General features: G+C 56.6%; 11 protein-coding genes. 10 read left to right on the top strand and 1 reads right to left on the bottom strand.

Features of this window, described 5'->3' with window-relative positions; translation table 11 throughout:
* Positions 1–645: a pyroglutamyl-peptidase I gene (gene pcp, locus ABLV30_RS09865; protein ID WP_014228439.1), complete on the top strand. Its 645-nt coding sequence runs from the start codon at positions 1–3 to the stop codon at positions 643–645.
* A gap of 15 nt (positions 646–660) precedes the next feature.
* Entirely contained in the window at positions 661–1,452 is a 792-nt protein-coding gene (gene nei, locus ABLV30_RS09870; RefSeq protein WP_049080769.1) for an endonuclease VIII, read from the top strand.
* 45 nt (positions 1,453–1,497) lie between these two features.
* Here nei and gltA read toward each other — a convergent pair whose 3' ends face one another.
* Entirely contained in the window at positions 1,498–2,781 is a 1,284-nt protein-coding gene (gene gltA / locus ABLV30_RS09875; RefSeq protein ID WP_004100276.1) for a citrate synthase, read from the bottom strand.
* A 639-nt stretch (positions 2,782–3,420) separates the two neighbouring features.
* Between gltA and sdhC the strand changes: the two genes are divergently transcribed.
* From sdhC to sucD, 8 genes are all read left to right on the top strand, one after another.
* Positions 3,421–3,825 carry a succinate dehydrogenase cytochrome b556 subunit gene (gene sdhC, locus ABLV30_RS09880; protein WP_014837839.1) on the top strand — a complete coding sequence of 135 codons (405 nt, stop codon included), beginning with the start codon at positions 3,421–3,423 and terminating at the stop codon, positions 3,823–3,825.
* Positions 3,819–4,166 carry a succinate dehydrogenase membrane anchor subunit gene (gene sdhD, locus ABLV30_RS09885; RefSeq protein ID WP_004100278.1) on the top strand — a complete coding sequence of 116 codons (348 nt, stop codon included), beginning with the start codon at positions 3,819–3,821 and terminating at the stop codon, positions 4,164–4,166. The genes sdhC and sdhD overlap by 7 nt, the downstream gene beginning before the upstream one ends.
* A complete protein-coding gene (gene sdhA / locus ABLV30_RS09890) occupies positions 4,166–5,932 on the top strand; it encodes a succinate dehydrogenase flavoprotein subunit (RefSeq protein WP_025106368.1) in 1,767 nt (588 codons plus the stop codon). The genes sdhD and sdhA overlap by 1 nt, the downstream gene beginning before the upstream one ends.
* A 15-nt stretch (positions 5,933–5,947) precedes the next feature.
* Positions 5,948–6,664, top strand: coding sequence for a succinate dehydrogenase iron-sulfur subunit SdhB (gene sdhB, locus ABLV30_RS09895; protein WP_004130526.1), 717 nt, complete (start codon positions 5,948–5,950; stop codon positions 6,662–6,664).
* 378 nt (positions 6,665–7,042) lie between these two features.
* Positions 7,043–9,850, top strand: coding sequence for a 2-oxoglutarate dehydrogenase E1 component (sucA, locus tag ABLV30_RS09900; RefSeq protein ID WP_004130528.1), 2,808 nt, complete (start codon positions 7,043–7,045; stop codon positions 9,848–9,850).
* 14 nt (positions 9,851–9,864) lie between these two features.
* Complete coding sequence (gene odhB, locus ABLV30_RS09905; RefSeq protein WP_049071821.1) at positions 9,865–11,088, top strand: 2-oxoglutarate dehydrogenase complex dihydrolipoyllysine-residue succinyltransferase; 1,224 nt, start codon at positions 9,865–9,867, stop codon at positions 11,086–11,088.
* Between the two features lie 99 nt (positions 11,089–11,187).
* Positions 11,188–12,354, top strand: a complete 1,167-nt coding sequence (sucC, locus tag ABLV30_RS09910) for an ADP-forming succinate--CoA ligase subunit beta (protein WP_004848923.1) — start codon at positions 11,188–11,190, stop codon at positions 12,352–12,354.
* Positions 12,354–13,223 carry a succinate--CoA ligase subunit alpha gene (gene sucD / locus ABLV30_RS09915; protein WP_004100288.1) on the top strand — a complete coding sequence of 290 codons (870 nt, stop codon included), beginning with the start codon at positions 12,354–12,356 and terminating at the stop codon, positions 13,221–13,223. The genes sucC and sucD overlap by 1 nt, the downstream gene beginning before the upstream one ends.
* Positions 13,224–13,347: the final 124 nt, after the last annotated feature.

Below are 13,347 nucleotides of genomic sequence, written 5' to 3' on the forward strand. Positions count from 1 at the left end.
ATGGCTGGCGTGTTAATTACCGGTTTTGAGCCGTTCGGCGGCGAAGCGGTTAACCCTTCGTGGGAAGTGGTAAAGCGGCTGGATGGCGCTATTATCGGCGGACAGCCGGTGGCGGCGCGGCAGCTGCCGTGCGTCTTTGGCGACGCCCTGACGGCGCTGAACGCCGCGCTGGATGAGCTGGATCCCGTCCTGACCCTGGCGATTGGCCAGGCGGGCGGTCGCGTCGACATCACCGTTGAACGGGTGGCGATCAACGTCGATGATGCGCGGATCCCTGATAATAAAGGCCTGCAGCCGATCGACGTACCGATCGCTGCCGGCGGGCCGGCGGCGTACTTCAGCACGCTGCCGATCAAAGCGATCGTAACCGCCCTGCGCAGCCGGGGGATCCCGGCGTCGGTGTCGCAGACGGCGGGGACGTTTGTCTGTAATCACGTGATGTACGGCCTGCTGCACAGCCTGCGTCATCGCAGCGGCGCGAAGGGCGGGTTTATCCATATTCCGTATTTGCCGGAGCAGGCCGCGGCTCACCCCGGCGAAGCCAGTATGGCGGTAGAGACGGTGCAGGCCGCGCTGGAAACGGCCATCGCCGTTGCCCTGCAGCAGGATGGCGATGTGAAAGTCGGCGGTGGGGCAACGCATTAACACAAGGACAAGATTATGCCGGAAGGTCCGGAAATTCGCCGCGCGGCGGATAGCCTGGAAGCGGCGATTAAAGGCGAACCCCTGACCGGGGCGTGGTTCGCCTTCCCGCAGTTACAACATTACCAATCTCAGCTGGTCGGCCAGCGAGTGACGCACATTGAAACTCGCGGTAAGGCGCTGCTGACCCACTTCTCCGGCGGGCTAACGCTGTATAGCCACAATCAGCTGTACGGCGTCTGGCGAGTGGTGGACGCGGGGGAGCAGCCTGAAACGACGCGCGTTCTGCGCGTTCGGCTGCAGACCGCGCGCAGGGCGATTTTGCTCTACAGCGCCTCTGATATTGAGATGCTGACGCCCGAGCAGCTCGCCCGCCATCCGTTTTTGCTGCGGGTCGGGCCGGATGTGCTCGATATGCGCCTTAGCGTTGAACAGGTCAAAGCGCGGCTGCTGTCGGCGAAATTCCGCAACCGCCAGTTCTCCGGTCTGCTGCTGGATCAGGCGTTTCTTGCCGGATTAGGCAACTATCTGCGCGTGGAGATCCTCTGGCAGGTGGGGCTGACCGGGCGGCATAAAGCCTCTGAACTGGATGAAAAACAGCTCGATGCGCTGGCGCATGCGCTGCTGGAGATCCCGCGCTTGTCCTACAACACCCGCGGTCTGGTGGACGAGAATAAGCACCACGGCGCGCTGTTTCGCTTTAAGGTTTTTCATCGCGAAGGGGAGTCCTGCGAGCGCTGCGGCGGAATAATCGAGAGAACGATGCTATCGTCGCGGCCGTTTTACTGGTGCCCGGGATGTCAGCAATAAAAAAACGCGCCTTCAGGCGCGTTTTTTGTCGCTGCGATAGCCCTCTTAACGGGCGATATCGTTTTTGAAATCGCGCTTTTCGTAGCCGGTATACAGCTGGCGCGGACGGGCGATTTTCATGCCGTCGCTGTGCATTTCGTTCCAGTGCGCAATCCAGCCCACGGTACGCGCCATCGCGAAGATAACGGTAAACATAGAAGACGGAATGCCCATCGCTTTGAGGATGATACCGGAGTAGAAATCGACGTTCGGGTAGAGTTTCTTCTCGATGAAGTACGGGTCGTTGAGCGCGATGTGCTCAAGCTCCATGGCCACTTCCAGCAGATCGTCTTTGGTACCGAGCTCTTTCAGCACTTCGTGGCAGGTCTCACGCATAACGGTGGCGCGCGGGTCGTAATTTTTGTACACGCGGTGGCCAAAGCCCATCAGGCGGAAAGAGTCGTTTTTGTCTTTCGCGCGACGGACGAATTCCGGAATGTGTTCAACGGAGCTGATCTCTTCGAGCATCTTCAGCGCCGCTTCGTTGGCGCCGCCGTGTGCCGGTCCCCACAGGGAGGCAATACCCGCAGCGATGCAGGCAAACGGGTTCGCGCCGGAAGAGCCGGCGGTACGTACGGTGGACGTTGAAGCGTTCTGTTCGTGGTCGGCGTGCAGGATCAGGATACGGTCCATGGCGCGTTCCAGAATCGGATTCACTTCATATTTTTCACACGGCGTGGAGAACATCATATTCAGGAAGTTACCCGCGTAGGAGAGGTCGTTGCGCGGATAAACGAAAGGCTGGCCGATAGAGTACTTGTAACACATTGCCGCCATCGTCGGCATTTTGGAGAGCAGGCGGAATGCGGCGATATCGCGGTGGCGTGGGTTATTCACATCCAGCGAATCGTGATAGAACGCGGCCAGCGCACCGGTGATACCGCACATGACGGCCATCGGGTGAGAATCGCGGCGGAACGCGTGGAACAGACGGGTAATCTGTTCGTGAATCATGGTGTGGCGGGTAACGATGGTTTTGAATTCGTCGTACTGGGCCTGGGTCGGCTTCTCACCGTTCAGCAGGATGTAGCATACTTCCAGATAGTTGGAGTCGGTTGCTAACTGATCGATCGGGAAACCGCGGTGCAGCAGGATACCTTCATCACCGTCGATAAAGGTGATTTTAGATTCGCAGGATGCGGTGGAGGTAAAACCAGGGTCAAAAGTAAACACGCCTTTTGAACCAAGACTACGAATATCAATAACATCCTGACCGAGCGTGCCCTTTAGCACATCCAGTTCGATAGCAGTATCACCACCCAGGGTGATTTTTGCTTTAGCATCAGACATTTATGGTCTCCTTAGCGCCTTTATTGCTTAAGGCTGCCGGGTGGTGGATTTGCATTCAGCCCGTAGCAGATGACATTACCAGTTTGTTATGTTGCACATCGCTCTGCGTCGCGAAAAGGGCAGGGTACAGAGCAAGGGCGCTTGATGGTACGTCTTCAGCCTACGACGAAACAACAGCAAATCAGCGTTTTAGCAGCCCGAATATTATAAAACTATATACCACTAATAACTGTCCTGATTACATCGGTCAATACTCTCTCACTGTTGCATAACTTATTCTCAGGTAAAAGAGTGACCCCATAACTTTTGCGTATTATTGCATTTATCTGGTAATGGTTGTAACAATAATGTTTAATATTTGTCAAATCAGATGATTAAAAATTAAAAATATGTTGTTATCGTGACATGGATCACTGTTCGGGAGAAAACCCGACAAACTATATGTAAGTTAATTGTAATGATTTTGTGAACGGCCTATACTGCCGCCAGGTCTCCGGAACACCCTGCAATCCCGAGCCACCCAGCGTTATTTTGTCACGCTTTAACTCCTGGAAAGGCGTTTTAACATGACTTTTAGTTATAGATAAGGACGCTGTCTGACCCGCAAGCAGACCGGAGGAAGGAAACAATAAGAACAGCATGTGGGCGTTATTCATGGTAAGAAATGTGAAAAAACAAAGACCTGTCAATCTGGATCTGCAAACGATCCGGTTCCCAATCACGGCGATAGCGTCCATTCTCCATCGCGTATCCGGAGTGATCACCTTCGTGGCGATCGGGATTCTGCTTTGGCTGCTGGGCACCAGCCTTTCCTCTCCCGAAGGTTTTCTCACTGCGGCATCCATTATGGATAGCTTCTTTGTGAAGTTCATCATGTGGGGCATCCTGACCGCGCTGGCGTATCACGCGGTGGTCGGTATTCGCCACCTGCTGATGGATTTTGGCTACCTTGAAGAAACCCTCGAAGTAGGGACACGCTCCGCCAAAATTTCTTTTGTTATTACTGTCGTGCTTTCACTTCTCGCAGGAGTCCTCGTATGGTAAGCAACGCCTCAGCACTAGGACGCAACGGCGTACATGACTTTATTCTGGTCCGTGCTACCGCTATCGTTCTGACCCTCTACATCATCTATATGGTTGGCTTCTTTGCCACCACCGGTGAAATTTCATGGGAAGTCTGGACGGGCTTTTTCTCCTCCGCGTTCACTAAAGTCTTCACCCTGCTGGCTCTCGTTTCCATTCTGATCCACGCCTGGATCGGGATGTGGCAGGTATTAACGGACTACGTTAAACCACTGGCCGTGCGCTTAATTCTGCAACTGCTGATCGTTGTTGCGCTGGTGGCTTACGTTCTTTATGGATTTGTTGTGGTGTGGGGTGTGTAATGAAATTGCCTGTCAGAGAATTTGATGCTGTTGTCATTGGTGCCGGCGGCGCAGGTATGCGCGCGGCGCTGCAGATTTCCCAGAGCGGCCAGACCTGTGCGCTGCTCTCTAAAGTTTTTCCGACCCGTTCCCATACCGTTTCCGCGCAGGGTGGTATCACCGTCGCGCTCGGTAATACCCATGAAGATAACTGGGAATGGCATATGTACGACACCGTTAAGGGGTCGGACTACATTGGCGATCAGGACGCCATCGAATACATGTGTAAAACCGGCCCGGAAGCGATTCTGGAGCTGGATCATATGGGTCTGCCGTTCTCGCGCCTCGAAAATGGCACGATTTATCAGCGTCCGTTCGGCGGCCAGTCGAAAAACTTCGGCGGCGAGCAGGCGGCACGTACCGCTGCGGCGGCTGACCGTACCGGTCACGCCCTGCTGCACACCCTCTATCAGCAGAACCTGAAGAATCACACCACTATTTTCTCCGAGTGGTACGCGCTGGATCTGGTGAAAAACGCCGATGGCGCGGTGGTCGGTTGTACCGCCCTGTGTATCGAAACCGGTGAAGTGGTTTACTTCAAGGCTCGCGCCACCGTGCTGGCTACCGGCGGCGCCGGTCGTATCTACCAGTCCACCACCAATGCCCATATCAATACCGGCGACGGCGTTGGTATGGCGATCCGCGCCGGCGTGCCGGTGCAGGATATGGAAATGTGGCAGTTCCACCCGACCGGTATCGCCGGGGCGGGCGTTCTGGTGACAGAAGGCTGCCGTGGTGAAGGCGGCTACCTGCTGAACAAACACGGCGAACGTTTCATGGAACGTTATGCCCCGAATGCGAAAGACCTGGCGGGTCGCGACGTGGTGGCGCGTTCCATCATGATCGAAATCCGTGAAGGTCGCGGCTGCGATGGTCCGTGGGGCCCGCACGCCAAGCTGAAGCTCGATCACCTCGGTAAAGAAGTGCTGGAATCCCGCCTGCCGGGTATCCTGGAGCTCTCCCGCACCTTTGCCCACGTCGACCCGGTAAAAGAGCCGATTCCGGTTATCCCAACCTGCCACTATATGATGGGCGGTATTCCGACCAAAGTGAGCGGACAGGCGCTGACCGTCAACGAGCAGGGCGAAGATGTGGTTATTCCGGGACTGTTCGCGGTAGGCGAAATCGCCTGCGTATCGGTACACGGCGCGAACCGTCTGGGCGGCAACTCGCTGCTTGACCTGGTGGTCTTTGGCCGCGCGGTGGGTCTGCACCTGCAAGAGTCTATCGCCGAGCAGGGCGTACTGCGCGACGCGACGGATGAAGAGATCGACGCTTCTCTGGAACGTTTGAACCGCTGGAACGGCAACCGGAATGGTGAAGACCCGGTCGAAATCCGCAAAGCGCTGCAAGAGTGTATGCAGCATAACTTCTCGGTCTTCCGCGAAGGGGATGCAATGGCGAAGGGCCTTGAGCAGCTGAAAGCCATCCGCGAGCGTCTGAAAAACGCCCGCCTGGATGATACTTCCAGCGAGTTCAACACCCAGCGCGTTGAGTGCCTGGAGCTGGATAACCTGATGGAAACCGCTTACGCCACCGCGATGTCTGCGAACTACCGTACCGAAAGCCGCGGCGCGCATAGCCGCTTCGACTTCCCGGATCGTGATGATGAAAACTGGCTGTGCCATTCCCTGTATCTGCCAGAGTCGGAATCCATGACGCGTCGTAGCGTCAATATGGAACCGAAGCTGCGTCCGGCATTCCCGCCGAAGATTCGTACTTATTAATGCGGAGACAGGAATATGAAACTCGAGTTTTCAGTTTATCGTTATAACCCGGACGTAGACGATGCTCCGCGCATGCAGGATTACACCCTGGAAGCGGAAGAGGGTCGCGACATGATGCTGCTGGACGCGTTAATCCAGCTGAAAGAGAAAGACCCGTCGCTGTCGTTCCGCCGCTCCTGCCGTGAAGGGGTTTGTGGCTCCGACGGTCTGAACATGAACGGGAAAAATGGTCTGGCGTGCATCACGCCGATCTCCGCGCTGAATCAGCCGGGTAAGAAAATTGTTATCCGTCCGCTGCCAGGATTACCGGTTATCCGTGATTTGGTGGTAGACATGGGGCAATTCTATGCACAATATGAGAAGATTAAGCCTTACTTGTTGAATAATGGGCAAAATCCTCCGGCTCGCGAGCATCTGCAGTCGCCAGAGCAGCGTGAGAAACTCGATGGTTTGTACGAGTGTATTCTCTGCGCATGTTGTTCAACGTCTTGCCCGTCGTTCTGGTGGAACCCGGACAAGTTTATCGGCCCGGCCGGCCTGCTGGCCGCGTATCGCTTCCTGATCGACAGTCGCGATACCGAAACCAGCGAGCGCCTCGAAGGGCTGAGCGATGCTTTCAGCGTATTCCGCTGTCACAGCATTATGAACTGCGTCAGTGTGTGTCCTAAGGGGCTGAACCCGACGCGCGCCATCGGCCATATTAAGTCGATGCTGCTGCAGCGCAGTGCGTAAGTAACCCGGTCTGCCCCGGATGGCGCTAGCGCTTATCCGGGCTACCAAAAGCAGTCGCCCCGGCAGCGTTCGCGCCGCCGGGGATATAGCAGGAAACCTCTAAAAACTGCCACATTAATAGTAATAATCGAGATGTTCAGTGCGAGACAAGGCGCGAGCAGAACGAATCTCCGGGAGCATAGTGAACTATGTGACCGGAGTGAGTGAGGGTCGCAACACAGTCGCAGCCTGAACAAAGAAGATTATTAGACAGTTTTTAAAGGTTCCTTAGCGGACGAAACCACAACTCATCCGCAACAAGTGAACCCCGGCACGTACAACTTCTGTGCGTGGTAGTTTCTACGGCGAAATAAGCATATAAATGCTTAAGGGATCACGATGCAGAACGGCGCAATGAAAGCCTGGCTGGACTCTTCTTACCTCTCTGGTTCGAACCAGAGCTGGATAGAACAGCTCTATGAAGACTTCTTAACCGATCCTGACTCTGTTGACGCCAACTGGCGTTCTATGTTCCAGCAGTTACCTGGCACCGGAGTCAAACCGGATCAATTTCATTCCAAAACGCGTGATTATTTCCGCCGCCTGGCGAAGGATGCCTCGCGTTACACTTCTTCGATTTCCGACCCTGACACCAATGTGAAGCAGGTTAAAGTCCTGCAGCTCATCAACGCATACCGCTTCCGTGGTCACCAGCATGCGAATCTCGATCCGCTGGGACTGTGGCAGCAAGAGAGAGTGGCGGATCTCGATCCGGCTTACCACGATCTGACCGAGGCCGATTTCCAGGAGATCTATAACGTAGGTTCTTTTGCCATCGGTAAAGACACGATGAAGCTGGGCGATCTGATCTCTGCCCTGAAGCAAACCTATTGCGGCTCCATCGGCGCGGAATATATGCACATTACTTCTACCGAAGAAAAACGCTGGATCCAGCAGCGTATCGAGTCGGTAGCGGGCAAAGCGAGCTTTAGCGCCGAAGAGAAAAAACGCTTCCTGAGCGAGCTGACCGCGGCGGAAGGCCTCGAACGCTACCTCGGGGCGAAATTCCCGGGCGCGAAACGCTTCTCGCTGGAAGGCGGCGATGCGCTGATCCCGATGCTCAAAGAGATTATCCGCCACGCGGGTAAGAGCGGCACCCGCGAAGTGGTGCTGGGCATGGCGCACCGCGGTCGTCTGAACGTACTGGTCAACGTGCTGGGTAAAAAACCGCAGGACCTGTTCGACGAATTTGCCGGTAAACATAAAGAACACCTCGGTACCGGTGACGTGAAGTACCACATGGGCTTCTCGTCCGACATGGAAACCGAAGGCGGCCTGGTGCACCTGGCGCTGGCGTTTAACCCGTCGCACCTGGAAATCGTCAGCCCGGTGGTTATCGGCTCCGTACGCGCTCGCCTCGATCGTCTCGACGAACCGAGCAGCAACAAAGTTCTGCCGATCACCATTCACGGCGACGCCGCGGTCACCGGCCAGGGCGTGGTTCAGGAAACCCTGAACATGTCCAAAGCGCGCGGTTACGAAGTGGGCGGTACCGTACGCATCGTGATTAACAACCAGGTGGGATTCACCACGTCTAACCCGCTGGATGCGCGTTCTACCCCGTACTGCACCGACATCGGTAAGATGGTGCAGTCGCCGATTTTCCACGTCAACGCCGATGACCCGGAAGCGGTCGCTTTCGTGACCCGCCTGGCGCTGGATTTCCGTAATACCTTCAAACGCGATGTCTTCATTGACCTGGTGTGCTACCGCCGTCACGGCCACAACGAAGCCGACGAGCCGAGCGCAACCCAGCCGCTGATGTACCAGAAAATCAAAAAGCATCCGACCCCGCGCAAAATCTACGCTGACAAGCTGGAAGCCGATAAGGTCGCGACGCTGGAAGACGCTACCGAGCAGGTTAACCTCTACCGCGACGCGCTGGATGCCGGCGAATGCGTGGTGCAGGAGTGGCGTCCGATGAACATGCACTCCTTTACCTGGTCCCCGTACCTCAACCACGAGTGGGATGAGAGCTATCCGGACAAAGTTGAACCTAAGCGTCTGCAGGAGCTGGCGAAACGCATCAGTACGGTGCCGGAAGCCGTTGAGATGCAGTCGCGCGTCGCGAAAATCTATGGCGATCGTCAGGCAATGGCCGCCGGCGAGAAGCTGTTCGACTGGGGCGGCGCGGAAAACCTCGCCTACGCCACGCTGGTCGATGAAGGTATTTCGGTGCGTCTGTCCGGCGAAGACTCCGGGCGCGGGACCTTCTTCCACCGCCACGCGGTGATCCATAACCAGAAAAATGGTTCAACCTATACGCCGCTGCAGCACGTCCACAACGGTCAGGGCCATTTTAAAGTCTGGGACTCCGTGCTGTCGGAAGAAGCGGTCCTGGCGTTTGAATACGGCTATGCCACCGCAGAGCCGCGTACTCTGACCATCTGGGAAGCGCAGTTCGGCGACTTCGCCAACGGCGCGCAGGTGGTTATCGACCAGTTCATCAGCTCCGGCGAGCAGAAGTGGGGCCGTATGTGCGGTCTGGTGATGCTGCTGCCGCACGGCTACGAAGGCCAGGGGCCGGAGCACTCCTCCGCGCGTCTGGAACGCTATCTGCAGCTCTGCGCCGAGCAGAACATGCAGGTTTGCGTACCGTCCACGCCGGCGCAGGTTTACCATATGCTGCGTCGTCAGGCGCTGCGCGGTATGCGTCGCCCGCTGATCGTGATGTCGCCGAAATCGCTGCTGCGTCACCCGCTGGCGGTATCGAGTATGGACGAACTGGCTAACGGCACCTTCCAGCCGGCAATCGGTGAAATCGACGATCTCGACCCGAAAGCCGTGAAGCGTGTTGTGCTGTGCTCTGGTAAGGTTTATTACGACCTGCTGGAACAGCGCCGCAAGAAAGAGCAAAAAGATGTCGCTATCGTTCGCATAGAGCAGCTCTACCCGTTCCCGCACCAGGCGGTACAGGAAGCGCTGAAACCGTATGCGCACGTGCATGATTTTGTCTGGTGTCAGGAAGAACCGCTCAACCAGGGCGCGTGGTACTGCAGCCAGCATCACTTCCGTGAAGTGATTCCGTTTGGGGCCTCTCTGCGTTATGCAGGCCGCCCGGCCTCCGCCTCTCCGGCGGTAGGATACCTGTCCGTTCACCAGAAACAGCAACAAGATCTGGTCAATGACGCGCTGAACGTCGATTAATTAAAGGATACATAATGAGTAGCGTAGATATTCTGGTTCCCGACCTGCCTGAGTCCGTAGCTGACGCAACGGTTGCCACCTGGCATAAAAAACCGGGCGATGCGGTTGTTCGTGACGAAGTGCTGGTAGAAATCGAAACTGACAAAGTGGTACTGGAAGTACCGGCTTCAGCGGATGGCATTCTGGACGCGGTGATTGAAGACGAAGGCGCTACCGTGCTCTCTCGTCAGATCCTGGGCCGCCTGCGTGAAGGCAACAGCGCGGGCAAAGAGTCCGGTGCGAAAGCCGATGCCAAAGAGTCGACGCCGGCCCAGCGCCAGCAGGCTTCTCTGGAAGAACAAAACAACGATGCGCTGAGCCCGGCGATTCGCCGTCTTCTGGCGGAACACAGCCTCGACGCGGCGGCCATTAAAGGCACCGGCGTTGGCGGCCGCCTGACCCGTGAAGACGTGGAGAAGCATCTGGCGAGCGCTCCGGCTAAAGCTCAAGCCCCGGCGGCTGCGCCCGCTGCAGCTGCTCCGGCTCCGCAGCTGGGCCACCGCTCGGAAAAACGCGTGCCGATGACCCGTCTGCGCAAACGCGTTGCCGAGCGTCTGCTGGAAGCGAAAAACTCCACCGCCATGCTGACGACCTTCAACGAAGTCAACATGAAGCCGATTATGGATCTGCGTAAGCAGTACGGTGACGCGTTTGAAAAACGTCACGGTATCCGCCTGGGCTTCATGTCCTTCTACGTGAAGGCGGTCGTGGAAGCGCTGAAACGCTATCCGGAAGTGAACGCCTCTATCGATGGCGACGACGTGGTGTACCACAACTATTTCGACGTCAGCATGGCGGTCTCCACGCCTCGCGGCCTGGTCACCCCGGTTCTGCGCGACGTCGATCTGCTGGGCATGGCGGATATCGAGAAGAAAATTAAAGAGCTGGCAGTAAAAGGCCGCGACGGCAAGCTGACCGTAGACGACCTGACCGGCGGTAACTTCACCATTACCAACGGCGGCGTATTCGGTTCTCTGATGTCCACGCCGATCATCAACCCGCCGCAGAGCGCGATTCTGGGCATGCATGCCATTAAAGATCGTCCGATGGCGGTGAATGGTAAGGTGGAAATTCTGCCGATGATGTACCTGGCGCTCTCCTATGACCATCGTCTGATCGACGGACGTGAGTCGGTTGGCTACCTGGTTGCGATTAAAGAGCTGCTGGAAGACCCGACTCGTCTGCTGCTGGACGTGTAGTCAGCAAGAGTATGACCTACCGTAGGCCGGGTAAAGCGCGCGAGCGCCGTTATCAGGCCTACAGGTTTATAATTATTCCCTGAAGGATGGACTGAACACATGAACTTACATGAATATCAGGCAAAACAACTCTTTGCCCGCTATGGCTTACCGGCGCCGGTGGGTTATGCCTGTACTACTCCGCGTGAAGCAGAAGAAGCCGCTTCAAAAATCGGCGCGGGTCCGTGGGTAGTGAAATGTCAGGTTCACGCTGGTGGCCGCGGCAAAGCGGGCGGTGTGAAAGTAGTGAAGAGCAAAGAAGACATTCGCGCATTTGCTGAACACTGGCTGGGCAAACGCCTCGTCACCTATCAAACAGATGCGAACGGCCAGCCGGTTAACCAGATTCTTGTTGAAGCGGCGACCGATATTGATAAAGAGCTGTACCTGGGCGCGGTTGTTGACCGTAGCTCCCGTCGCGTGGTCTTTATGGCCTCTACCGAAGGCGGCGTGGAAATCGAAAAAGTAGCGGAAGAGACCCCGCACCTGATCCACAAAATCGCCATCGATCCGCTGGCGGGTCCGATGCCTTACCAGGGCCGCGAACTGGCGTTCAAACTGGGTCTGGAAGGTAAACAGGTTCAGCAGTTCACCAAAATCTTTATGGGCCTGGCGACCATTTTCCTTGAGCGCGACCTGGCGCTGATCGAAATCAACCCGCTGGTGATCACTAAGCAGGGCGACCTGATCTGTCTCGACGGTAAACTGGGCGCTGATGGCAACGCGCTGTTCCGCCAGCCGGATCTGCGCGAAATGCGCGACCAGTCGCAGGAAGACCCGCGCGAAGCTCAGGCGGCGCAGTGGGAGCTGAACTACGTCGCGCTGGACGGCAACATCGGCTGCATGGTGAACGGCGCGGGCCTGGCCATGGGCACCATGGACATCGTTAAGCTGCACGGCGGCGAACCGGCTAACTTCCTCGACGTTGGCGGCGGCGCAACCAAAGAGCGCGTCACCGAAGCGTTTAAAATCATCCTCTCTGACGACAACGTAAAAGCGGTTCTGGTTAACATTTTCGGCGGTATCGTACGCTGCGATCTGATTGCCGACGGCATCATCGGCGCGGTAGCCGAAGTGGGCGTTAACGTCCCGGTAGTGGTTCGTCTGGAAGGTAACAACGCCGAACTGGGCGCGAAGAAACTGGCTGACAGCGGCCTGAATATTATTGCAGCGAAAAGTCTGACGGATGCAGCTCAGCAGGTTGTTGCCGCAGTGGAGGGGAAATAATGTCCGTTTTAATTAATAAAGATACCAAGGTTATCTGCCAGGGCTTCACCGGTAGCCAGGGTACATTCCACTCTGAACAAGCCATCGCTTACGGTACGCAAATGGTTGGCGGCGTAACGCCGGGCAAAGGCGGCACCACCCATCTGGGCCTGCCGGTGTTCAACACCGTGCGCGAAGCGGTAGAAGCGACCGGCGCAACCGCATCCGTTATCTACGTTCCGGCGCCGTTCTGCAAAGACTCCATCCTGGAAGCTATCGATGCAGGCATTAAGCTGATTATCACCATCACCGAAGGCATCCCGACGCTGGATATGCTGACCGTGAAGGTGAAGCTGGATGAAGCGGGCGTGCGCATGATCGGGCCAAACTGCCCGGGCGTGATCACCCCAGGCGAATGCAAAATCGGCATCATGCCGGGCCACATTCACCAGCCGGGTAAAGTGGGCATCGTTTCCCGTTCCGGTACCCTGACCTATGAAGCGGTTAAGCAGACCACTGATTACGGCTTCGGCCAGTCCACCTGCGTGGGCATCGGCGGCGACCCGATCCCGGGCTCTAACTTCATCGATATCCTGAAGCTGTTCCAGGAAGATCCGCAGACCGAAGCGATCGTCATGATCGGTGAGATCGGCGGTAGCGCGGAAGAAGAAGCGGCCGCTTACATCAAAGATCACGTGACCAAACCGGTTGTCGGCTACATCGCCGGCGTGACCGCGCCGAAAGGCAAACGTATGGGACACGCGGGCGCCATCATTGCCGGTGGTAAAGGGACGGCGGATGAGAAATTCGCCGCGCTGGAAGCCGCTGGCGTGAAGACCGTTCGCAGCCTGGCCGATATCGGCGAAGCGCTGAAAACCGTAATTAAGTAATAAGTAAAAAAAACAGCCCTGACGTTCTGCATGGTTAAGGGCTGGTCCAATTTCGACATGGTTGGCCATCTGATGATGGCCTTTTTTTTGCCTGCCGTTGCGCCATCAGGCGTTACGCCGTTTT

It is taken from the genome of Klebsiella sp. CN_Kp113 (assembly GCF_040064585.1).
Classification (GTDB): domain Bacteria; phylum Pseudomonadota; class Gammaproteobacteria; order Enterobacterales; family Enterobacteriaceae; genus Klebsiella; species Klebsiella michiganensis.